The organism is Marinomonas sp. G8-14 (genome assembly GCF_055808935.1).
On sequence record NZ_CM147891.1, the window covers coordinates 3,817,394 to 3,837,472 of the forward strand.

Annotated in this window: 28 protein-coding genes; 18 read left to right on the plus strand and 10 right to left on the minus strand. The window is 42.4% G+C overall.

The window, feature by feature from the left end; genetic code table 11:
* Nucleotides 1-35: 35 nt before the first annotated feature.
* The 7 genes from AC0L6V_RS19445 to AC0L6V_RS19475 all read left to right on the plus strand — a co-directional run bounded on the left by AC0L6V_RS19445 (nt 36) and on the right by AC0L6V_RS19475 (nt 4,855).
* A complete protein-coding gene (locus AC0L6V_RS19445; RefSeq protein ID WP_265220000.1) occupies nt 36-470 on the plus strand; it encodes a MarR family winged helix-turn-helix transcriptional regulator in 435 nt (144 codons plus the stop codon).
* Between the two features lie 138 nt (nt 471-608).
* Entirely contained in the window at nt 609-1,031 is a 423-nt protein-coding gene (locus AC0L6V_RS19450; RefSeq protein WP_265220001.1) for an organic hydroperoxide resistance protein, read from the plus strand.
* 387 nt (nt 1,032-1,418) lie between these two features.
* Nucleotides 1,419-3,305, plus strand: coding sequence for a methyl-accepting chemotaxis protein (locus AC0L6V_RS19455; RefSeq protein ID WP_265220002.1), 1,887 nt, complete (start codon nt 1,419-1,421; stop codon nt 3,303-3,305).
* A gap of 68 nt (nt 3,306-3,373) precedes the next feature.
* Entirely contained in the window at nt 3,374-4,015 is a 642-nt protein-coding gene (locus AC0L6V_RS19460) for an SMP-30/gluconolactonase/LRE family protein (RefSeq protein WP_418138519.1), read from the plus strand.
* Nucleotides 3,963-4,319, plus strand: coding sequence for an SMP-30/gluconolactonase/LRE family protein (locus tag AC0L6V_RS19465; RefSeq protein WP_418138520.1), 357 nt, complete (start codon nt 3,963-3,965; stop codon nt 4,317-4,319). The genes AC0L6V_RS19460 and AC0L6V_RS19465 overlap by 53 nt, the downstream gene beginning before the upstream one ends.
* Nucleotides 4,309-4,470 carry an SMP-30/gluconolactonase/LRE family protein gene (locus AC0L6V_RS19470; RefSeq protein ID WP_265220004.1) on the plus strand — a complete coding sequence of 54 codons (162 nt, stop codon included), beginning with the start codon at nt 4,309-4,311 and terminating at the stop codon, nt 4,468-4,470. The genes AC0L6V_RS19465 and AC0L6V_RS19470 overlap by 11 nt, the downstream gene beginning before the upstream one ends.
* A 76-nt stretch (nt 4,471-4,546) precedes the next feature.
* Complete coding sequence (locus AC0L6V_RS19475) at nt 4,547-4,855, plus strand: 4a-hydroxytetrahydrobiopterin dehydratase (protein WP_265220005.1); 309 nt, start codon at nt 4,547-4,549, stop codon at nt 4,853-4,855.
* Nucleotides 4,856-4,894: 39 nt separating this feature from the next.
* Here the strand turns inward: AC0L6V_RS19475 and AC0L6V_RS19480 are convergent, their stop codons facing one another.
* On the minus strand, nt 4,895-5,458 hold the full coding sequence (locus tag AC0L6V_RS19480; RefSeq protein ID WP_265220006.1) for a helix-turn-helix transcriptional regulator: 564 nt from the start codon (nt 5,456-5,458) through the stop codon (nt 4,895-4,897).
* Between the two features lie 223 nt (nt 5,459-5,681).
* Between AC0L6V_RS19480 and AC0L6V_RS19485 the strand changes: the two genes are divergently transcribed.
* Nucleotides 5,682-6,698 carry an alpha/beta hydrolase family protein gene (locus tag AC0L6V_RS19485; RefSeq protein ID WP_265220007.1) on the plus strand — a complete coding sequence of 339 codons (1,017 nt, stop codon included), beginning with the start codon at nt 5,682-5,684 and terminating at the stop codon, nt 6,696-6,698.
* Here AC0L6V_RS19485 and AC0L6V_RS19490 read toward each other — a convergent pair.
* Both AC0L6V_RS19490 and AC0L6V_RS19495 read right to left on the minus strand, forming a co-directional pair.
* The gene (locus tag AC0L6V_RS19490) at nt 6,695-7,144 is read right to left on the minus strand and encodes a helix-turn-helix domain-containing protein (protein ID WP_418138521.1); all 450 of its coding nucleotides are present in this window, start codon (nt 7,142-7,144) and stop codon (nt 6,695-6,697) included. The genes AC0L6V_RS19485 and AC0L6V_RS19490 overlap by 4 nt on opposite strands.
* Nucleotides 7,145-7,200: 56 nt before the next feature.
* Nucleotides 7,201-7,743, minus strand: coding sequence for a hypothetical protein (locus AC0L6V_RS19495; protein WP_418138522.1), 543 nt, complete (start codon nt 7,741-7,743; stop codon nt 7,201-7,203).
* Between the two features lie 149 nt (nt 7,744-7,892).
* Between AC0L6V_RS19495 and AC0L6V_RS19500 the strand changes: the two genes are divergently transcribed.
* Both AC0L6V_RS19500 and AC0L6V_RS19505 read left to right on the plus strand, forming a co-directional pair.
* Nucleotides 7,893-8,246 carry a DUF805 domain-containing protein gene (locus AC0L6V_RS19500; protein WP_265220010.1) on the plus strand — a complete coding sequence of 118 codons (354 nt, stop codon included), beginning with the start codon at nt 7,893-7,895 and terminating at the stop codon, nt 8,244-8,246.
* Nucleotides 8,247-8,259: 13 nt separating this feature from the next.
* Complete coding sequence (locus tag AC0L6V_RS19505; RefSeq protein WP_265220011.1) at nt 8,260-8,820, plus strand: hypothetical protein; 561 nt, start codon at nt 8,260-8,262, stop codon at nt 8,818-8,820.
* A gap of 39 nt (nt 8,821-8,859) precedes the next feature.
* Here AC0L6V_RS19505 and AC0L6V_RS19510 read toward each other — a convergent pair whose 3' ends face one another.
* The 3 genes from AC0L6V_RS19510 to AC0L6V_RS19520 form a co-directional block, all read right to left on the minus strand.
* Nucleotides 8,860-10,848, minus strand: a complete 1,989-nt coding sequence (locus tag AC0L6V_RS19510) for a bifunctional diguanylate cyclase/phosphodiesterase (protein ID WP_418138523.1) — start codon at nt 10,846-10,848, stop codon at nt 8,860-8,862.
* Nucleotides 10,773-10,970, minus strand: coding sequence for a GAF domain-containing protein (locus AC0L6V_RS19515; RefSeq protein ID WP_418138524.1), 198 nt, complete (start codon nt 10,968-10,970; stop codon nt 10,773-10,775). Before AC0L6V_RS19515 ends, AC0L6V_RS19510 begins: the two co-directional genes overlap by 76 nt.
* Before the next feature lie 581 nt (nt 10,971-11,551).
* A complete protein-coding gene (locus tag AC0L6V_RS19520) occupies nt 11,552-11,743 on the minus strand; it encodes a hypothetical protein (RefSeq protein ID WP_418138525.1) in 192 nt (63 codons plus the stop codon).
* Between the two features lie 471 nt (nt 11,744-12,214).
* Here AC0L6V_RS19520 and AC0L6V_RS19525 point away from each other — a divergent pair, with 471 nt between their 5' ends.
* The 5 genes from AC0L6V_RS19525 to AC0L6V_RS19545 all read left to right on the plus strand — a co-directional run bounded on the left by AC0L6V_RS19525 (nt 12,215) and on the right by AC0L6V_RS19545 (nt 14,598).
* Nucleotides 12,215-12,610 carry a VOC family protein gene (locus tag AC0L6V_RS19525; RefSeq protein ID WP_265220015.1) on the plus strand — a complete coding sequence of 132 codons (396 nt, stop codon included), beginning with the start codon at nt 12,215-12,217 and terminating at the stop codon, nt 12,608-12,610.
* Between the two features lie 42 nt (nt 12,611-12,652).
* Complete coding sequence (locus tag AC0L6V_RS19530; protein ID WP_346433245.1) at nt 12,653-12,805, plus strand: hypothetical protein; 153 nt, start codon at nt 12,653-12,655, stop codon at nt 12,803-12,805.
* 44 nt (nt 12,806-12,849) lie between these two features.
* A complete protein-coding gene (locus tag AC0L6V_RS19535) occupies nt 12,850-13,131 on the plus strand; it encodes a GNAT family N-acetyltransferase (RefSeq protein ID WP_346433246.1) in 282 nt (93 codons plus the stop codon).
* Nucleotides 13,132-13,164: 33 nt separating this feature from the next.
* Nucleotides 13,165-13,701 carry a hypothetical protein gene (locus tag AC0L6V_RS19540; RefSeq protein WP_265220016.1) on the plus strand — a complete coding sequence of 179 codons (537 nt, stop codon included), beginning with the start codon at nt 13,165-13,167 and terminating at the stop codon, nt 13,699-13,701.
* 282 nt (nt 13,702-13,983) lie between these two features.
* Nucleotides 13,984-14,598: a hypothetical protein gene (locus AC0L6V_RS19545; protein WP_265220017.1), complete on the plus strand. Its 615-nt coding sequence runs from the start codon at nt 13,984-13,986 to the stop codon at nt 14,596-14,598.
* Nucleotides 14,599-14,713: 115 nt separating this feature from the next.
* Here AC0L6V_RS19545 and AC0L6V_RS19550 read toward each other — a convergent pair whose 3' ends face one another.
* Genes AC0L6V_RS19550 through AC0L6V_RS19560 form a run of 3 tightly spaced genes read right to left on the minus strand, consistent with a single transcriptional unit; the run spans nt 14,714 to nt 16,574 of the window.
* A complete protein-coding gene (locus tag AC0L6V_RS19550) occupies nt 14,714-15,442 on the minus strand; it encodes an amino acid ABC transporter ATP-binding protein (protein ID WP_111609155.1) in 729 nt (242 codons plus the stop codon).
* Complete coding sequence (locus AC0L6V_RS19555; protein ID WP_265220018.1) at nt 15,429-16,079, minus strand: amino acid ABC transporter permease; 651 nt, start codon at nt 16,077-16,079, stop codon at nt 15,429-15,431. Before AC0L6V_RS19555 ends, AC0L6V_RS19550 begins: the two co-directional genes overlap by 14 nt.
* A 33-nt stretch (nt 16,080-16,112) precedes the next feature.
* Nucleotides 16,113-16,574 carry an amino acid ABC transporter permease gene (locus AC0L6V_RS19560; RefSeq protein ID WP_265220019.1) on the minus strand — a complete coding sequence of 154 codons (462 nt, stop codon included), beginning with the start codon at nt 16,572-16,574 and terminating at the stop codon, nt 16,113-16,115.
* On the opposite strand from AC0L6V_RS19560, the gene AC0L6V_RS19565 reads away from it, so the two are divergent.
* On the plus strand, nt 16,504-16,734 hold the full coding sequence (locus tag AC0L6V_RS19565) for a hypothetical protein (protein WP_418139108.1): 231 nt from the start codon (nt 16,504-16,506) through the stop codon (nt 16,732-16,734). The genes AC0L6V_RS19560 and AC0L6V_RS19565 overlap by 71 nt on opposite strands.
* Nucleotides 16,735-16,787: 53 nt before the next feature.
* Here AC0L6V_RS19565 and AC0L6V_RS19570 read toward each other — a convergent pair whose 3' ends face one another.
* A complete protein-coding gene (locus AC0L6V_RS19570; protein ID WP_265220021.1) occupies nt 16,788-17,579 on the minus strand; it encodes a transporter substrate-binding domain-containing protein in 792 nt (263 codons plus the stop codon).
* 322 nt (nt 17,580-17,901) lie between these two features.
* Here AC0L6V_RS19570 and AC0L6V_RS19575 point away from each other — a divergent pair, with 322 nt between their 5' ends.
* Nucleotides 17,902-18,720: a MurR/RpiR family transcriptional regulator gene (locus AC0L6V_RS19575; protein WP_265220022.1), complete on the plus strand. Its 819-nt coding sequence runs from the start codon at nt 17,902-17,904 to the stop codon at nt 18,718-18,720.
* Between the two features lie 176 nt (nt 18,721-18,896).
* The gene (locus AC0L6V_RS19580) at nt 18,897-20,069 is read left to right on the plus strand and encodes an amidase (protein WP_418138526.1); all 1,173 of its coding nucleotides are present in this window, start codon (nt 18,897-18,899) and stop codon (nt 20,067-20,069) included.
* Nucleotides 20,070-20,079: the final 10 nt, after the last annotated feature.

Genomic DNA, 20,079 nt, shown 5'->3' on the forward strand with positions numbered 1-20,079 from the left:
GCTATAACTGTTCGCGTAACTATCAATGAGAGCTTATGAATTCTGACAATCCCTTATTACTCGATAACCAATTGTGCTTTGCGCTGTACTCCACTTCTTTAGCGATGACTCAGTTCTACAAAGAGCCGTTGTCTGCCATTGGTTTAACCTACCCGCAATACACGGTGATGCTGATTCTGTGGGAACAGGATGGTGTGAGTTTGAAGCACATTAGTGATGCGTTGGGACAAAAGTCTGGCGCATTAACACCAGTGATTAAGCGTATGGAAGCGGATGGTCTGGTTCAGCGATTGCGTGGAGTGGACGATGATCGTAGCTTGAGTATTTGTCTCACAGAGAAGGGCGAGCAGCTACGTGAACAAGGTTTGCAAGTGAACCGTTGTGTGGCAGAAGCCTGCGGAATTGGTATGGATGAAGTAGTGGCTTTACGTGAGCAGCTGGTGGCGCTGCGTAAGAAATTGACAAAATAGGGGTTGCGTAATAATAGTTATTGCAATAACATAAATCCATAGGCTCATTTTACAGAGCCTTTATTTTTAATATTATTGTTATCGCGATAACTATTAAATAAATAATGTTTATCAATGATGTCATTAAGGAGCAATATTATGAAACCTATTTATAGCGCAACAGCAACATCAACTGGTGGCCGTGATGGTCGTTCTATCTCATCTGATAATAAATTGGATCTTGCTCTAAGCACGCCAAAAGAATTGGGTGGTGCGGGCGGTGAAGGTACTAACCCAGAGCAGTTGTTTGCCGCAGGTTACTCTGCTTGCTTTATTGGCGCTTTCAAATTGGTGGCGTCTAAGCAAAAAGTTAAAATTCCAAACGACGTGAGTGTGACAGCGACCATCGGCATTGGTGAAAACACCAAAGGCGAAGGGTTTACCATCAGTGCGGATTTGGAAGTAGACGCACCAGGACTTGAAAAAGACGTGGTTGAACAGTTGATTGAAGCCGCTCACAAAGTATGCCCATACTCCAATGCAACACGTGGCAACATCGATGTGAACTTCACGATCAAGTAAAATACGTCAAAGATAGAGATAGATCAGTATTTGTTAAAATGTACTCAAAATGCCTGTAAAACCTACTATGAAGACTATGTAAAGTAATGTAATCTCCATAAAGGTTAGGCTAAGGAAGCATCTTCAAAACGGACTTTTGAGTACATATTCATGGCTCGTTTTTCTGAGAGTAAATTTCATTCTCTCTGCCCTGATGGCGCGAATTATATTCCTTTTGTGTGTTTCGTTACTCTACCTTAACTCTTTTCTTTTTTATGACGCGTGGCAAATTCACTTTATTGTCACGCTTAATACATAAGATTTGAATGATTGAGTGCCTGTTATTTTCTTACTGTCAGAAAATAATGATGAGTGTCTAAAGACAATTAACATATAAGGATATGGTCTATGAAATTTACCTTAAAAAATAGAATTCTATTTTTTACTTTGTGTCTTATTCTTATCATTTCAGGGATTTTAACTTGGAATGGATACAGCCGGTTCAGTTCATTCAATAGTCAATATGCTCTAGAAAATCAAAAAGTGGAAACCATTCTGGTTGCCGCTGCTTTAGAGCAAAATATCAATTCCTACTTTGGGGCTTTGCAAAGCTTCCATGTCGATTTTAACGACGACTTGACTTTTGCCAATGAAAAACAAGTAACGGAAGCTCTGGCGTTATTAAAAAGCACCAACCCTGCTATTCAGGCCGCTTTTGTGGCGCTAAAAAGTGGCCTGTCTTTTGAAGGTGATCGTTTCTTTCCTGGGTTTAATGCCAAAGAACTAAAAAAAGAATGGTATGTGAGGGCTTTTTCTGGTGAAAAAAACATCATAACGAAAGCGTACTTTGGTGAGGGCGAGCAAGCTGACGTTTTTGCGTTAGCGTCGCCTATCTATCGAGACGGTAATGTTATTGCCGTTGTTTGTGTCACTCTCAAGGTGTCTGAGTTAACCACTTTCATTGAAAATTTGACGGAGAAGAATCAGCTCTTCGTGTTTGATGACAGTGGTTATGTTGTATCTGCTCCTGACAAGGATTTGCTAGGTAAAAATATTTTTCAAATACGTCCTGATTATTCTAAGTTTAATAACAATAACCCTGTACTGCATTACAGCGTCAATGATCGTGATGTGACGGCGTTTGAAGGCCGCTTGCAGAACCGAGATTGGAAAGTGGTTTCCTTTAATTGGGATGACGAGATTTCAGCACCCAGTAAAAGCATGCTGCTTGGCTCTATTTCTATTTTTATTGCCTTGGTGATCGCCTCTCTTTGCATTGTTTACTACGGTGTGGTTAATCTCGTCTACAAACCTATTGGGGGTGAGCCTGAAGAAATATCCGACATTATTTCTCGTATTGCGAAAGGGGATTTGTCGCAAAAATTACAAAATAACGGTCATGAAACCGGTATTTATGCATCGATCATTATTCTGAATCAGAAACTCTCTGAGATCATTCGCGGAAGTTTGTCTATTTCAGACAATGTGGCTTCGGCTTCTGAAGAGTTGACCTTGGTGATGAAGAGCACAGCCGATAATTCTGCAGAAGAATTAAAAGAAGTCGAGTCGATTGCCAATGCGGTAAATGAATTGTCCAATGCTTCTGAAGAAGTCAGTGCGAATGCTGTTCAGGCGGAAGACAAAGCGAATAAGGCGATTGAAAGCGTGACAAAAGGCCATCAGGGTCTGCAAAAATCCATTGATTTAACTCATAACATTAATAAGACCTTTAATGATACGGCCGCTATGATCGCCAAATTAAGGGATGAAACACTGAACATTGGCGAAGTGACGAATGTCATTAGTGCCATTTCTGAACAGACTAATTTGCTGGCTCTTAATGCGGCAATTGAAGCCGCACGAGCCGGAGAGCAGGGGCGAGGCTTTGCGGTTGTGGCAGACGAAGTTCGTAGTCTTGCGGCGAAAACACAAGCGTCTACAGCCACCATTCAGGCAATTATCGCGACCTTGCAAGAGCAATCCAAGAAAGCCAATGACAACATGGTTGAAAACGTTAAGGCAATTCAATCATCGGTTGAGTTATCAGAAAATGTTAAGCGTTCTTTTGATGAGCTTTCTACTTATGTCCGCGCTATTTCAGATATTAATACCCTGGTAGCCGCCGCTTCTCAGGAACAGTTTAATGTCACCGCTGATATCAATAAAAATACCGCAAATACGGTTGGTTTGGTGAATCAGAATGTGTCTGCGATTAATCAAACACAACAGGCCGCCAAGGAGCTTGCTCAGTTGGCCCTGAGTCAAAAAGAGACGCTGTCATTCTTTAAGCATTAAAAAGATGGTCTGACTATATGTCTATTTTTGTGTGATGTCACAATGGATTGAATAGGGAGTTAGGGTGAATGGAAAGTAAAGATGAAACCGTATTTGGGAAAGATGAAACATCTCATTGTCGTCGTGATTTTTTTAAAAAAAGTGCAATGTTGTCAGGCATTGCGTTAAGTGGTTTTTCGAGTAAGTTGTTCGCTGAGCCGCTAAGTCTTCAGTATCCTGATGAGCATGTAGAGATACTCGACGAGAGCTTTTCAAAATACCGCCTTTTTAACGCCAGTGTTGAGCGGTTAGCGACGGGAATGCGTTGGGCGGAAGGCCCAGTTTGGAGTGGTGATGGTCGTTATTTACTGGTCAGCGATATTGCCAATAACTGCATCATGCGTTGGGACGAAATCACCAATCAATTTAATGTTTATCGCCACCAATCCAATTATTCGAATGGCTTGTGTCGAGATCTTGAAGGGCGATTGATTGTTTGTGAGGGGTCCACAACGGAGACTGAAGGCCGTCGTGTGACTCGAACGGAACACAACGGAACGATAAAGGTATTGGCCGATAATTTTCAAGGGAAGCGTTTTAACTCGCCCAACGATGTGGTGGTGAAGCGGGATGCTTCTATTTGGTTTACGGATCCACCATTTCAGGCTGGTAGTATGTATGAAGGTCATATTGTCCAGACGGAGGCTCCCCGATGCGGTATACCGTATTGATGGTAAAACGGGAGAGTTAACTCAAGTCATTAATAATTTGGCTGGGCCAAATGGGTTGTGCTTTTCGCCAGATGAATCTGTTTTATACGTGGTTGAATGCTTGTCACAACCTAGAAAAGTATGGGCTTATGATGTGATGCCCGATGGTACATTAGGCCGCCGTAAAGCCATTATTGCGGATATTCCTCATGCTGCGTTTGATGGCATTAAATGTGATCAAGACGGTAATCTGTGGTGTGGTTGGGGGAGTGACGGATCTAAAGGTCAACATCCCGACGAGCCTCAATGGTGTCATGGTCTTTAATAAAGACGGTAAGCCGATTGGTCATATTAAGCTGCCTGAATATTGTGCCAATATTTGCTTTGGAGGCACAAAAGGCAATCGTTTGTTTATGGCATCTTCCCACTCTATTTATGCTTTGTACGTTAATACACGAGGAGCTACCTTCGTTTAATATCAATTTAGCCATCAAGCCGCTACACTGATGTTTCGAATCATACTATTTTTACTTGATATAGAGGTGTAGAAGCATGGCACATCGAAAGCTTGAACCGCATGAGATAGAGCAGGCGCTTAGCCAATTAAATGCAGAAACGTCACAGGACTGGGTGGTAGAAAACGAAAAACTCAGTAAAACCTTCAAATTCAAAGACTTTCAGCATGCTTTTGGTTTTATGACCATGTGTGCGATCTACGCTGAAAAGCAAGATCATCATCCTGAATGGTTTAATGTTTACAATAAAGTCAGTATTCAACTCACGTCCCACGATGTGTCAGGCATTTCCCAAAAAGATTTCGACCTTGCTAAGAAAATGGCAGCCTTTGCATTGTCGGTGTAACCGATAACTCACGACGATACGTAGGCTTGCCGTTATGATTTAATGCGTCAGGATGGCGGCCAATAGCTGGCTTGACGTGGGTACGAGACCAAGCTTGATATCGAAAGGTTTGAACACCTTGTTGATAATCTCTGCAGTGTAATTGCCTTTATCGTTTTCGATCTCAGACAATGTCTTACGAGAAACGCCTGACAGTTTAGTATAGGCGTCTTGTCTCAGTCCCAGCACATCCACTCGTAACTCGCGCAGAGCTTCGCCTTGCGTCATTTCATCTAATAACAAACGTTTGATGATCTGGTTAATGGCGATCAGTTGATCTTCTTTACTCATCGGCTGTAGATTTTTTGACACACGCTGTCTTGTTAATGTGTTTGACGATTTTGCTTCCTCTGTTTTTGTAACAACAGAGTCGATCTTGTACTGTTTTTTCGGCAAATTGGCGGATGATGTTTTTTTAGACGTGTTTTCTTTGTGGTGTTTTTGTTCTTTACTTTCTTTTTTAGTATCCAACTTTGCTTGCTTCTTTTTGTGCTCACTTTTTTTCGTTTTGGTCTTATGCTTTTTTAGGGGTTGAGCACTGTCTAATTGTTCTTTCATCTTCATTTTATTGTCTCCATCTGCCTTAGGTAAGCGAGTTTGAATACCTCGGATAAAATGAGCTTACAGAGTTAATATGACAGATAAGTAACAATAATGCTAAAAACCACTTTGTTTTATAAGAGTGAGTATTTAACAGGTGTTACAACGTCCTCAATCCTGTTCGAGGACGCTTCGTGTATGTCTTTCTTACATAGTGACGTTTTTAACGTGCTCTAAGGAAGACATCATGAAGCGATTAACTATTTTTATTTTATGGGCGGCCTGCGGGACAGCGAACACTTTTGCGTATTCGGTAGGGTTTGATCAGATTCAGTTATACATGGACAGTGATAGGCCGTTAACAGCCAGTGTGTGGTATCCATCACAGACACCACTTCTTTTGGAAAGAATCGCAGAAAACGCAGCATTTTTGGGAACCGACGTGGTTCGAGTGGGAACGCCGCTGGCGGGTCAGTTTCCATTAGTTGTGATTTCTCATGGTTATCGTGGCAACTGGCGTAACCAAAATTGGCTAGCAACGAAATTAGCGCAAGATGGTTATATCGTGGCGTCGCTTGATCATCCTGGGACCACGTCTTTTGATCATTCTGCACAAGCGGCAGCTCAGTGGTGGCTGCGTGCTGGGGATTTGTCGCGTTTGTTGGATTGGTTATTGAACGAGTCTTACCTATTGCCAAATATCGATGCTAACAATGTCACCGCGATTGGCCATTCATTGGGTGGTTGGACTGTCATGTTGTTAGCCGGCGCGCAATTTGATCGTGACCAACTAAAGCACGAATGCGTGCTTAAAAATAATCCTCGAATGTGTGGTTTGATGCCTGAACTGGGCTTGGATCAACCACAAATTGGCGAGCAGACTGGCAGTTTAAAAGATGCGCGAATCAAGCGAGTTATTTCCTTGGATTTGGGCTTGGCGAGAAGCTTTTCCCGTCAGAGTTTACGGGTTCTAACTACACCCACATTGATCCTAGCCGCAGGCGTTGATATTGGCGATTTACCACAAGCGGAAGAGTCTGGTTTTCTCGCACAGTATATCCCTTCGAATAATCGTCAATACATTGTCTATCCAGACGCGGCGCACTTTAGTTTTATGCAACTCTGCAAGCCCGGCGCCATTGAGATGATAGAAGAGGAAGAACCGGGCGATGGTATTGTTTGCCAAGACGGTAATGGACAATCTCGGGATGACCTTCATCAAGTGATGTATCAAGACATCATTCGATTTATCCAAGCATTCTAGCTTTTCATATTTGCGCGCCGAAAGGCGCTCGGCGTCTGTTGTGTCACCCGAGAAAACTCTCGATGAAAGTTAGATTTCGTCTGAAAGCCAGAATCCATATAAATTTGGGTGATGGCTTTGTCGGTCGTCAGTAGCAGTGTTTTGGCCCGTTCAATACGATGTTCGTTCACCACTTGTGAGATATTGCGTCCGTAAACTTGGTTGATGGCAGCAGATATCTGACGGGCTGGAATACAGGCTTTTCTAGCGAGTCTATCGAGGGTTAAATCAGGATCGAGAAACACTTCTTTGGTGCTAAGCAGTACTTCTATTTTGTGTACTATGTCTTTTACTTCATCGTCGGTTAATGGATGCGGATTTTTGTCTTTTGATTCTTCTACGGGCGTTTGTTTTTCATGCTGATCAGACGTTTCGTTAACACTGGGTGCGATACTGAGGCTCATCATAATGACAGCGGTCGCCAGCACTGGCAGCAATACCGCATGACCAATAGAGAGGATGATCAGCGCATGTTCGCCAGCAAAAAAGAAAAATCGACCGCCAAAGCACCATCAATCATAGCGGACATTAACAACATGATGCCTGCAATCCGCTCGGCTTTTAGAGCATTGTCGATATCCGATAAGCGTACTTGTTCAGGAAGGTTTGACGCTTTGAAAGACGCTCGAATCAGCGCAACGCCATAACCCACATAAAGCAGCGTTAACACTGGGTCCAAAGGCGGCCGCCAAAACGGATAGGTAAAAGACGCCAAGGTGACAAAAACAGGCGGCAATAAATGCCAAACTTTCAGTTTATGGCGTTGGTGGGCATTTGAAAAACAGTACCAAGCCGTAACGGGAATACACGATGCCAAGATGGGTTGAATAAGACGAAAGAGTGAATAATCAAACGTCCAACGTAATCCTACCACGGTCGTTGTAAGCGCACATAAGGCGATAAAAACAAACGCCGATTGCGTCGTTTCTTCTCGGCGAATGAACAACAAAATCGCCAAGATAGACAACAATAGGGCAATCACAAAAGGTAAGGGAATAGCGATCATTTTGGCTCCATTTTTTTACCGCTCAGATCTGTATTATGTCCTAGATCCTTATCAAGAACGTCCTCAAACCTGATTTAGGACGCGAATTTTTTATTCGCAACGTACTTTAAGCCTTCAGTATCACTTTGGGTTAATAAAAGGAGAAAAGTATGAACGGGTATCTGGATGCGTGGAAACGTTATGCACAATTTTCAGGAAGAGCATCACTGGAAGCATTTTGGATGTTCTTTTTGGTGAATGGTGTGATCTCGCTAGTGTTTGTCTTGTTGGAAATCTTTTTTCAAGCCACGTGGCAAATAGAAGCGCTTTATAGCGTGTTAGTTTTTTTACCCATGCTGTCTCTGACTGTACGTAGATTACATGACACTAACCGCTCCGCTTGGTGGTTGCTGGTGGTTTTGATTCCCGCGATAGGCATGCTTGTTTTGCTGGTGTTATTGGCTTTACCAAGTGAGCTAGACAGCGATTTTGGACATTATCGACAAAACAATCTGATGCTATAAACAGGAGCCAAACATGAAAGATGTTAATAACTTACCCCACTTATCCACCATGTTATGCTCAATCTTGCTACTTTTATCGGTTTCTGCCTGCAGCCGTGAAGCAAAAAACGTGGATCAGAGTAATTTGACATTTTCAGATGGCAAAAAAGCCGTGGTTTACATTGAGTCGCCGAAAGTTGGTACATTAATGTCACTTCGAGGTATCGCAGGGAAAGGTGAGCTTATTGTGAAAAGAAATACAGCCCAAACAGATAATTACCGCTGTGTTTCTGCTCCGATTCGATTCGCTGCGGGAGACTTCGGGGGCGACAGTATTGGCATTCAATCTATTGAACCCATTCGACTGTTTATTTACTCAGACAAGGTGGTAGAAAAACTGATTGGCGGCGATGAAGTGGTCAGTGAAGACTATGTCATCACTGATCAAAGCGATGCTAAATTGGGGGACATCAAAATTGAATCCGGCTTAACACTCAATTATGGCTTTGTGCTTAATCCTGGGGAGTGGTCTTGGTCGTCTGTATTTGGGTTGGATCATGAAGATATTGGGTGTGAACGATTGAGTTCACTTTAAAAAAGCCTCTGGAAACATGTTGTTTCCAGAGGCACGTCTTTATTTATCCAGGAATGTTTTCTCAAACAGGTCTGCAGGTAGCGGTTTACTGAATAGGTAACCTTGATAAATATTGCAGTCTAAGCCTTTTAAAATATTGAACTCGATACTGTGTTCAACACCTTCCGCGACCACTTCTAAGTTAAGTTTTTTACAGAGGGAGATAACGCTCTCTACCATGGTGAATAAGCTATCGTCTTTACTCATACTAGAAACAAAGGATTTATCTATTTTGACTTCATCAATGGGGAGCTTCCATAGTGAATTGAGAGAGGAAAACCCTGTACCAAAATCATCAAGAGAAATAGTAATACCATGTTCCCTTAAATTGTTTAAAGCAGTAATAGCTGTTTGATAGTTTTTCATGAAAACAGACTCGGTGATTTCTAAACAAATCATTTCTGCCGGAATATTATGTTTTTCTAGGAGATTCAGTAGGTCTTTTTCAAATTTTGGCTCAATTAATTGAATAGGACTGATATTTAAAGACAGTGTCTTGAAATCAACGGATGGTTTTCTTTTAAACCATTTGGCAAGTTGAAAACAAGCTTTGTCTATTATTTGCAAACCAAGTGGATAAATAAGGTTATTTTTTTCCGCGATTTCAATAAAGACGTCTGGACTGACAAAACCAAATTTTTCATGCTTCCAGCGTGCCAATACTTCTACACCAACGACGTGTTGTTGAGCATTCATTTGCGGTTGAAAATGAATGTCTAAACTGTTCTCGGCAATGCAATCACGTAAGTCCATTGTTAAGATGGTTTTTTTATTGAATAGGTCTTGGTCTTTGTGATCGAAAATATGGAAACGATTCTTGCCTTTGTTTTTTGCGGAGTACATCGCAATATCGGCTTGTTTGAGCGTTTCGTTAAAATCAAGCATTTTGACGTCTTCCGATATGATGCCCATGCTCGGTGTAATCACTAAGGTGTGTGCATTATCCAAAATTGGCTCACCAATACGCTGAATAATTTTATCGGCAATCAGTTCGGCTAAGGTTGGGTCTGGCAGTACTTGATGTGTTAGAACCACTACGAATTCATCGCCACCTAAACGTGCCACTAAATCGTTGGCGGTTGCACATTCGTTTAGTCTTTGCGCGATGGTGATGAGTAGCCTGTCTCCTGTTTCATGGCCCATGAAATCATTAACGTCTTTAAAATTATCCAGATCGATAAAAAGAACAGAAACATGAGTAATGTGTTTTTGTTCCTTCAATCCTTCGATAAAAGACCGTAGATGTTCTCGATTTGCCAATCCCGTTAGGGAGTCAAAATAGACACTTTGCTCGAGTTGGTTGATGCGCATTTGACTGTGTTTGGTACTAAAAAAATCCTTCCCTGCGTTAAAAATGATTTCTAATAAGTGTCGGTCTTGTTCTTGCCAAGGGGAGCTTTCACCAGCGATATTTTGGCGCCATAACGCAAATGAACTTCTAGGCTCTAAGTGTCTTTCATTGTTTTCGATCACAATGTTGACGGTTTGTGGTGCGCCTCCCCATTGAATGCTCTTAGCGACTTCCTCTTTGCCAATAAAGACATAAAAATCATTGGGCACTTTTGCCCTTATCATGGCAATCCCGACCATGCTATGCAGACCTGGGATTTCGCCTTTTTCTTGATGGAGTTTTTCGGACTGAAAGTAAATGGCATCTTGTGTTGAGAACAGATTTTTTAATGCCTCGATAGTTTGATCGCCAAGACGTAAAAAAGAACTTCCTTCTAGGATATAAGACTGTTCTCTGTAGATAATACCAATAAAATGATAATGAGTGATGGTTTGTATTTTAAGTAAAACAGACTCAAATAGAGCGGCCGAGATATTGGCCATTTTTGCCTGATTGAATGATGCTTCAATATAAGATTGCGCGTTCATTAGGTAGGTCAGGCGTTTGATTTTTTCAGCAGGGATTAGATACGAGGTGATGATTTCACTGAACAATTCCCCTGAAATACGAAGTTGTGACACGACGTCATTGGTTGGCACTTTGAGAACTCATTATGGTGACAAACGACCATGCCCCACAGTGTGTCGCCTTTTTTTATCGAAAGCGATAATGAAGCACTTACCTGCATATTTTTGAGATAGTGGCGATGTACCGGTGACATACTTCTCAAAATAGACAAGCTTTGATTGAGAGGTTGCCCATTTGGTAAGAGCGCTGGCTCTAGTGGGCATGGCTTGGCATCTATATCGGCAAAAAGGCGAATAGGGCTGAGTGTATAGAGGCTCCCGTGCTTGTTTGGGTATGTCCTCCGCAGGGAAACGCAGCCCTTTGTATTTTATCTCTTCACGTTCAGAGACCGCTTCGGCGACCACTTCTCCAGACCAATCGGGTAAAAAGCGGTACATCATCACTCGGTCGTATTGTGTATATTTTTGTAATTGACCGACTAATGTTTGGAACAGAGCTGTTTCATCATGGGACGATTTGAGCAAGGCCACCATATTATCAATTTGTGATAATAAGACACGGCTATCGTACTCAGACCCCGTATTGGGTGAAAACTCTAAACTGATCCAACCGTCAGCTCGGTGGGCAAAACAGCCCCAATCGGATGATTTAACAAGGCCTGATTCTTTGATTTCAAGCACCACCGATTTTTTAGACGACAAATGTGCGATAGATTTGATATCGGAGAATTCAACCCATTGAGTAATGTGACTACCGATCAGCTCAGGATAGCGGCTAGCTGACGAAGCCCGCTGTTAAAATATCCAAGGTGTTACTGGAATGTTGGACAATCTGTAAAGTGTCCGCATCAAGGACTAACTGAAACCCGTGTGGTTGGATGGAACCTATGATTTGAATCGCTTCCGACGCGCATTGTGCTGCCTCGTCACTCGTAATTTTGCGTGTTTCAATGATCTCTTTTGTCATATTCCATGTCTCGTCCCGTTAAAATGGCCGATGCTAAAAATGATAGCGTATCCTAGTTGAATTAAGAGTGCCGTTACGAAATAAGCACATTTTGACTTGTTTAGACACACTATGACCTTATCTGAAAAGCCTATAAAATTCACTGATAAAATTATGAGAAAGGATTCTGTATTTGTCGTTTCGTGTCAAAATACGAGTCCAGTATGAATAAAAGCAAACGATACTTGTGTCTTTCATCCACTCCAATAAATTTAATTTATACGCTGTCGATTCAAATTAAGATCACTTTTGTGAGCACATCTACAAGGCAGTAAGAGAAAACGCGAAAGATCGACATAAAAGTCTTTTATCCAAATTTCCGAAGTAGGATCTTAGGATATAAAGATTGCTCATTTTAAAGAGCAAATTTAGGATTCGATGGCTGTTATGATTCAATTCCTAGACAGTCTATCTAATGTAAAAAGGAATAACATGTTTTCGCATATTTATTACGGTGTAAGTGATTTCGAACGAGCTTATGGTTTTTACAGTAAGCTAATGGCTTGTTTGGCCATACAAGAGCGTTTTTGTGATCGAGACAAACCTTGGGCTGGTTGGAATAGCGATAGCTCAAACGGTCGACCTTTATTCGTTATCAGCAAACCCTTTAATGGTGAAGCACACGATGCTGGCAATGGACAAATGATTGCCTTCAGTGCGAAAGATAGAGCCACCGTCACGGCAGCCTACGATTTAGCTATTGAAAACGGTGCCACATGTGAAGGCCGTCCCGGACTGCGCAGCGAATACCATGAAAGTTATTTTGGTGCTTATTTTAGAGACTTAGATGGCAATAAGGTTTGTGTTGTTTGTCATGGGGCTGAGTAACAATTTATTTATTCTTGAATCCGATGTTTGAAAAGGAGTTTTATGACAGTGTTAATACGTGACGCCAATCGAGGTGATTCAAGCATCATTCTTAGATTTGTTAAAGAGTTGGCCGCTTATGAAAAAGCGGAACATGAAGTCCTGGCCACCGAGCAGACAATTGCATCTTTTATTTTTCCGAATATTTCACAATAAAAGCCATAATCTGTGAGGAATAAGGGCATCCAATTGGCTTTGCGGTGTATTTTTTCAATTATTCCACATGGATAGGAAAACATGGCCTATATCTTGAAAATTTGTATGTTGCACCGTCGGAGCGAGATAGTGGCGCAGGCAAAGCCTTGCTAAAACATTTGGCAGGAATTGCTATTGTGAATGGCTGCGAAAGGTTTGAATGGAACGTTTTGGATTGCAATAAACCCGCTATCGACTTCTATGAATCACTAGGCGCAAAGCCTAAGAGTGAATGGCTGGGGTATCAGCTAACGGATGAACATCTCACTGTGCTGGCCGCTTTTTAAGCGATAACATATTTATTTTAAAAAGGAATTGATTTGAAAAAGACAATAGCTGTGATGATTTGCCTCCTGCTTTTTGGCTGCTCTCATGTTCCATTAGGAAGCATGCTTAGACTGAGTGCCTTTGATGAAAATAGTTTTTTAAGCTTAAACCCACATGAATTGAGAAGTCGAATTCAGATCGATAAACCGGTTGAAATAGACATATCCAAAACAGCGTTATCATTGAATTTAGAAACATCGACTGGATGGCTAGTTTTTGATTATCCATTGAAGGTTCTCTCTATTAAAAATATTCATAAAGATGACAACAACTGGTTTACATCGGCGACGGAACTTACGGAATATGAGTTTGTTCTATCAGATGAGGCTGTTCATAACTTTCAAGCTTTGCAAGAGAAAATGCAGTTGGAAAAGCCTAAAAGCTACCGTTTGAATATTGATGCCGAACTTGAAAAACTACCTAATGATCAAGACGAGATTACGCTATCTATCTTTGTAAGGCTGTTTGCAGAAAGTGATTATATTACCTTGTTTGATAGAGAATCTTTTGATGTTGACGAGCATAACTAAAGCAAGTGAAAGCCAAGTCATTAATTCTGAGTCAGAGCTGGATACCCTGTTCTCCAAAATTAAAGGACATGCTGCGTAGTTAATAGATTCGTATTAGACATATCAACAGTCACTCAATAGGGTTTGGATCATGCCTGATGGAGGGTATCTAGATGGATATTAGATTTGAGCCTATTGCTATCGATACACACTTTTTTCAATGTGTAGGATGAGATATTTATTAGTTTTAGGTTAAAAAAAGAGAATGCTCATAAAGATATGAATATATTAAAGGAATAGAAGATGGCCGATGCAAGTGTTGCGTTCGATGATGCAATTAAACATATAATGAAAAATTCAGAACAGTATCTTTACCAGTTTAATTTCTCAGCATGCGAGCTTTGGCTATGCAATGAATTATGTAAAATTTTGAATTTCGAAGCTGGCACTGGTGTATTTAGTGAAAAGAATGAGTTTATTTATAACGAAGATAAGAAAAGAGACTTGTCTATTTATCAATGGGATAAGAATGGCACTGAGAAATTGCTTGAGCATATAGAAGTGAAAGTAGTTTATCCTAAATATTTGTTAAGCCATAAAGTAAATTGGCTTGACTTATTAGTGAATAAACTTCATGGATCACAGCTAAATTTCAATGAATATGTTGGTTATCATGGCTGGGTGTTTTTTGTTTGGACATCTGATAGAAAATATTCAAAAAAATACCCCAATCCAACCGATTTTTTTAATAGAGATACTCAAGAGATTAAAACTAAATTGTCTCATTGTTATAATTCAAAAACAGACTTCCAATGTGTTGATATCATTGATGGAAGCTTTTTATGGAGAGGTGTTACTAAACGTATTGTTGTTAAAGGCATGCAATTTACTAAGGCAGCAAAACAGATTTCTGTTTGAATACTAATCTGATCTTCTATTACTAATTTGAACTACCCAAGTGAAAAAGCCAGTTTTTCTCTTACATTAAGAGAAAAAAACTGGCTTTTTTGGAATTATGTTAAGAGGTCGAAAACTAAAGCACAGCCCCCATAAACTGTTTCAGTTCGTCGGTCTGTGGGTTGGATAAGACGGTTTTTGGGTCGCCTTGTTCCCAGACTTTGCCTTGGTGCATGAAGACAACTCGGCTGCCGACGTCGCGGGCGAAGTTCATTTCATGAGTAACCAGTACTAAGGTGATGCCTTCTTTTGCTAGTTGCTCGAGTACTTTTAATACTTCACCAACCAATTCAGGATCGAGGGCCGAGGTGATTTCGTCGCACAGCAATACCTTGGGAGACATCGCTAAGGCGCGGGCGATGGCGACACGTTGTTGCTGACCGCCAGAAAGCTTTTCTGGGTAGCTGTCGAATTTCTCTGCCAGTCCTACTTTCTCTAACATGGCGCGAGCGGTGGCTTCGGCTTCGGCTTTGCTTTTCTTCAACACAATCGTCGGTGCAAGCATGACGTTTTCGCCCACCGTCATATGTGGGAATAGGTTGAAGTTTTGGAAAATCATACCCACGCTTAGGGCAAGACGACGCACCTGAATGTCTTCTGTGGTGACTTCTTTGCCATCAACGGTAATACCGCCTTCTTGGTATTGTTCTAAGCCATTAATACAGCGCAATAGAGTGCTTTTGCCAGAGCCACTTTTGCCGATAATAGACACCACTTCGCCAGCTTTGATGACTAGATCGATGCCTTTGAGCACATGGTGATCGCCATAGTATTTATGGACTTGATGTAAGTTAACGAGAGACATTGAATTTTTTCTCCAGATGCTTGCTGTACAAAGACAGTGGATAACAGAGCATGAAATAAATCAGCGCGACCAGTGTGAATATTTTGAATGGCTCAAAAGTTGCGTTGTTTAGCATGGTGCCGACTTTAGTCAGTTCGACAAAACCAATCACCGATGCCAATGCTGTGCCTTTAATGACTTGCACTGAAAAGCCGACCGTTGGTGCTGTCGCCACACGAATCGCTTGTGGCAAGATAATAAAGCGCAAGGTTTGTAAGAAGCTCAAACCCAAACAACGACTGGCTTCCCATTGGCCTTTTGGTAATGTGTCGATACAGCCACGCCAGATTTCCACTAGAAAAGCACTGGTAAAAAACGTCAGCGACAAAATCGCCGCACTCCAAGCGGAAATTTCATAACCCAGCATGGATAAACCAAAGAAGCACAAGAACATCTGCATCAGTAGCGGTGTGCCTTGAAACAGTTCCACATAGATTTTTACAATACGTTGCATAACTGGATTACGCGTCAAACGCATGGCGGTTAATGTCAGTGCGACAGTGGTACCGCCGATAAACGCGGCGAGTGATAATAAAATGGTCCATTGTGTCGCAAAGAGTAGATTGCGCAGAATGTCGTAGTTAGAAAATTCGATCATTGAGTTTCCCTCATTTTACTTATTGAATGCTTGTTAATTTGACGTTCGATAAGCAAATAGGCGTTTTCCTAGTGCGTTGAAAGCAAACCTCAACAGAATAGACAAACCAAGGTACAACAAGGCTGTTACCAAGTAGCTTTCAAATGCGCGGAAGTTACGTGATTGCACCAAGTTGGCAGCGTAGGTTAAGTCTTGCACCGAGATCTGAGAGATCACCGCAGAACCCAGCATAACGATAATGCATTGGCTGGTGAGTGCTGGGTAAATTTTTTCAAATGCCGGAATGAAGATCACTCGAGTCAGGGTTTGGCGAAAGTTCAAACCCAATACCTTTGCGGCTTCCACTTGACCTTTTGAAATGCTGGCAAGGCCTGCGCGGATGATTTCAGTGCTGTACGCGCCAAGGTTAATCGTGAGAGCGATCATGCTGGCTTGCCATGGCGATAACATCATGCCAATGGCGGGAAGGCCGAAAAAGATAAAGAATAATTGCACTATGAACGGCGTGTTACGGATGAGGCTCTACATACACACTGACAACGCGTTGACTGGCTCGGTTGCCGTATTGGCGTACGGTCGCGCAGACCGTACCCAATGCCACTCCCAAGATCGTCGTCAGTACAGTGAGGCTCAACAGTGGTTTTTAAACCACTGAAGAACACGTCGCTGTATTGCAATAGATCAGAGAAATACAACATAACGAAACCCTTATGCGCCGAAGCCTTCAGGTAATGGTGCTTTTAACCATTTCATGGAAATGTTATTAAGTTCACCAGATGCTAACGCCGCTTGAATTAACTCGTTTACTTTGGCCTGTAAAGCCGTTTCACCTTTGGCCATGCCGATGTAGCAAGGCGAGTTTTTCAGCATAAATTTGTTTTCAGGGGCACGTTGTGGCTGACGATTCGCAATCTCAGCTGCCACTAAATTACCCGTAGCGATTAAGTTTACTTGACCAGATAAATAAGCGGTTAGCGTGGTATTGTTGTCTTCAAAGCGACGGATGTTCACCGACTTTGGCGCGTTCTTTTCCAACTCTAAATCTTCCACTGAACCGCGAGTGACGCCCACTGTTTTATCGGCCAGGTCGTCTACTTTGGTGACGGCCACATCTTTAGAACCAAACACGCCTAAAAAGAAAGGCGCATAAGGCGTCGAAAAATCGATGGCTTTTTCGCGCTCTGGGTTTTTACCAAGGCTAGAAATCACCAAATCGACTTTTTGGGTTTGTAGGTAAGGAATACGGTTGGCACTGGTGACGGGAACGATTTCGATTTTTACGCCCATTTCCTTCGCGATGTAATTGGCCATGTCCACATCAATACCTTGCGGTTTTAGGTCTGTACCAATTGAACCAAATGGCGGGAAGTCTTGCGGCACGGCAATACGAATCAAGTTGCGGTCTTTTATATCCTGCAGTACGTCAGCATTGGCACTGAGTGCGCTAAAGCTCGCTGCGATGATTAGGGTTTTGCTGAGTAGTTTGCTCAATCTTTTCATAGAGGGGTTCCTATTTGTGTTTGTGAATGCCTGAAACACAATTTGCAACACCCATGCCAACATGAAACAAAAGTTTCTTAACTATTGATTTATGTAACAAATAACAGCAAATAAGACGGAAAGTGCCTCGTTATCAAGCTCGATTACGACAAGGCTAAGCAATGAAATAGGGCGTTCTGTTTTTATATTGTGCGCCAATATAGGGCGAAGTTGATTTTTTGGTGCAACAATCTCTAAGGCGCCTAAAGTCGATAATCTAAGTTGGCAGAAGAATGATAATCCATTACCGTAGAGCAAAATATTTCCGAATTGAGGTTAATACGTGGCGACAAAGCAGGATGTGCTATCCCTGATCGAGCAGACTTACCCAACACTGTCTCCATCAGCGCGGTCCATAGCAAACTATTTACAACAAAATCCTTTGGCGATTGTGAGTCAAACATCCGCAGAGATTGCGGAAAATACCAATACGTCAAAAGCGACCGTAAGTCGTTTTTTTCGTCAACTGGGTTATGATTCCCAACAAGGTGCGAAGCAGGCGCAATTGGCATTGCGCGAAAGTGGTGTGCCGATTTTTACTCAAGGTTCGTCCTTGGATCAAACGGCGCAAGAGCTTAAAAATTTGTCTTTAACCTTTGAAGGCTTGCGACCAGATACCCTCAATGAGATCAGCGAGCGCTTGGCCAATGCGAAACGCGTCACCTTGATTGGTTTTCGTAATGCGTATCCGTTGGCGTTGCATTTTCGTCAGCAGCTGCAACAAGTGCGTCATTCCGTTCGTTTGCTGCCGCAACCGGGTCAAACATTAGGGGAAGATCTACACGATATTCTCGATGATGAAGTGATTGTCTTATTAGGTTTTAGGCGCCGTACTCGTCAATTCAAAAAAATCGTTGAAGCCTTGCAAGGCCGAACCACGGTGTTGATTACTGATCCAACAGGACAGATTTATAATCAACAAGTCTCTCATGTACTCGTCTGCCATCTTGGTAATGAAAGCCCGTTCGATAGTTATGCCGCGCCAATGAGTCTAATCTCAATGTTGTGCAATCGCGTGTTTGGTTTTCGAGGCGATGCGGCGGGCCGTCAGACGCAGGCGATTTCAGCATTGTATGAAGATTTGGACGAGCTCGAACCTTAATTTCTTAGGGGGAAATCCTCTTCAGCTTACTGCACAAACGTCGCGATGTTTTTTGTAGGGCACCATTCGGAGTGGTTTTGCGACAGGGCGATAGGAAAAATAGATTTATTTTTTTTGTTTCAGTTGACAGATTGGTGAAACGATTGTTTCATATGTATTAATCAAGCGGAGGACATATGAAACATTTCATGGTAGACAATCCTTTTTTGACACTCTCCAACGCCGTCTGGAGTGAGTCTGCGGTCACTGATAATGCTTTATCGTTAAGCGGTTTACGTTTGGCGGTGAAAGACTTGTTTCATATGGCGGGGCTGCCGACTTCTGCGGGAAATCCTACTTGGCTTGCGACTCATCCGATTCCGACAAAAACCGCGTCAAGTGTCACTGCTTTGCTTAATGCTGGGGCCAATTTTTGCGGTAAAACCATGACGGACGAGTTGGCGTACAGCCTCAACGGTCAGAATATTCATTACGGAACACCCTCAAATCCGATGACACCAGATCGTCTCCCAGGTGGCTCGTCATCGGGTTCGGCGGTGGCGGTGGCGTCAGGCCTTGCTGATATTGGTTTAGGAACAGACACCGGTGGTTCGATTCGTGTGCCAGCAAGCTACAACGGATTATTCGGATTGCGTCCGACGCATGGGGTGATTCCATCGGATAACATGGTGGCGCTGGCACCGTCATTTGATACGGTGGGTTGGCTTACCAAGGACTTAACCACGCTGGCCAAAACCGCCAGTATTCTGTTGAAAAGTAAGCCACCAAGAGAATTTACTAACGTCTTGATTGCAAAGAATTTAATGGATCAAGTGGCGCATGTAAAAGAACTAAAAGCTCAGCTGCAAACATGGCGTGAACACGGTTGTTTTCCCAAAGAAGCGTCTATCCTCATTGACACAAAAGCATGGAAAACCAGTGAGACATTCCGCACCTTGCAAGGCGCCGAGATTTGGCACGAACATGGCAAGTGGGTAAATGATGTCTCCGGTTTGGATAAAGATCGCGCGGTTTTTGCCCCTGATATTCAATTACGCTTTGATTGGTGCAAACACCTTTCTGAGGCGGATATTGCGGTAGCGCAACAACAAAGACAGCGTTTCACAGATTGGCTTGAAAGCGAAATAGAAGGGTCGGTGCTTATTATCCCGACCACACCCGGCTTAGCGCCTTTGTTTACAGCCGCTGATGAGGAACTTGCGGCCTATCGTAATCAGTTGATGGACATTACTGCCATTGCTGGGTTAGCGGGTCTTCCACAGTTACATTTACCTGTTTGTACTTTAGATGGTGCGCCCTGTGGCTTGTCTTTAGTGGGACTCAAAAGGCACAGATTTGGCGCTGATTGAATTCGCAAAA

Bases quoted from the DNA above. Each gene is read 5' to 3' on its own strand.
- AC0L6V_RS19495 (WP_418138522.1), bottom strand. From the start codon at position 7,743: ATGATCGCTATTCCCTTACCTTTTGTGATTGCCCTATTGTTGTCTATC.
- AC0L6V_RS19505 (WP_265220011.1), top strand. From the start codon at position 8,260: ATGAAAGATGTTAATAACTTACCCCACTTATCCACCATGTTATGCTCA.
- AC0L6V_RS19445 (WP_265220000.1), top strand. From the start codon at position 36: ATGAATTCTGACAATCCCTTATTACTCGATAACCAATTGTGCTTTGCG.
- AC0L6V_RS19490 (WP_418138521.1), bottom strand. From the start codon at position 7,144: ATGATGAGCCTCAGTATCGCACCCAGTGTTAACGAAACGTCTGATCAG.
- AC0L6V_RS19465 (WP_418138520.1), top strand. From the start codon at position 3,963: ATGAAGGTCATATTGTCCAGACGGAGGCTCCCCGATGCGGTATACCGT.
- AC0L6V_RS19530 (WP_346433245.1), top strand. From the start codon at position 12,653: ATGACAGTGTTAATACGTGACGCCAATCGAGGTGATTCAAGCATCATT.
- AC0L6V_RS19550 (WP_111609155.1), bottom strand. From the start codon at position 15,442: ATGTCTCTCGTTAACTTACATCAAGTCCATAAATACTATGGCGATCAC.
- AC0L6V_RS19475 (WP_265220005.1), top strand. From the start codon at position 4,547: ATGGCACATCGAAAGCTTGAACCGCATGAGATAGAGCAGGCGCTTAGC.
- AC0L6V_RS19500 (WP_265220010.1), top strand. From the start codon at position 7,893: ATGAACGGGTATCTGGATGCGTGGAAACGTTATGCACAATTTTCAGGA.
- AC0L6V_RS19525 (WP_265220015.1), top strand. From the start codon at position 12,215: ATGTTTTCGCATATTTATTACGGTGTAAGTGATTTCGAACGAGCTTAT.
- AC0L6V_RS19520 (WP_418138525.1), bottom strand. From the start codon at position 11,743: ATGACAAAAGAGATCATTGAAACACGCAAAATTACGAGTGACGAGGCA.
- AC0L6V_RS19545 (WP_265220017.1), top strand. From the start codon at position 13,984: ATGGCCGATGCAAGTGTTGCGTTCGATGATGCAATTAAACATATAATG.
- AC0L6V_RS19485 (WP_265220007.1), top strand. From the start codon at position 5,682: ATGAAGCGATTAACTATTTTTATTTTATGGGCGGCCTGCGGGACAGCG.
- AC0L6V_RS19555 (WP_265220018.1), bottom strand. From the start codon at position 16,079: ATGATCGAATTTTCTAACTACGACATTCTGCGCAATCTACTCTTTGCG.
- AC0L6V_RS19455 (WP_265220002.1), top strand. From the start codon at position 1,419: ATGAAATTTACCTTAAAAAATAGAATTCTATTTTTTACTTTGTGTCTT.
- AC0L6V_RS19580 (WP_418138526.1), top strand. From the start codon at position 18,897: ATGAAACATTTCATGGTAGACAATCCTTTTTTGACACTCTCCAACGCC.
- AC0L6V_RS19460 (WP_418138519.1), top strand. From the start codon at position 3,374: ATGGAAAGTAAAGATGAAACCGTATTTGGGAAAGATGAAACATCTCAT.
- AC0L6V_RS19565 (WP_418139108.1), top strand. From the start codon at position 16,504: ATGCTGGCTTGCCATGGCGATAACATCATGCCAATGGCGGGAAGGCCG.
- AC0L6V_RS19470 (WP_265220004.1), top strand. From the start codon at position 4,309: ATGGTCTTTAATAAAGACGGTAAGCCGATTGGTCATATTAAGCTGCCT.
- AC0L6V_RS19480 (WP_265220006.1), bottom strand. From the start codon at position 5,458: ATGAAGATGAAAGAACAATTAGACAGTGCTCAACCCCTAAAAAAGCAT.
- AC0L6V_RS19570 (WP_265220021.1), bottom strand. From the start codon at position 17,579: ATGAAAAGATTGAGCAAACTACTCAGCAAAACCCTAATCATCGCAGCG.
- AC0L6V_RS19450 (WP_265220001.1), top strand. From the start codon at position 609: ATGAAACCTATTTATAGCGCAACAGCAACATCAACTGGTGGCCGTGAT.
- AC0L6V_RS19515 (WP_418138524.1), bottom strand. From the start codon at position 10,970: ATGTCACCGGTACATCGCCACTATCTCAAAAATATGCAGGTAAGTGCT.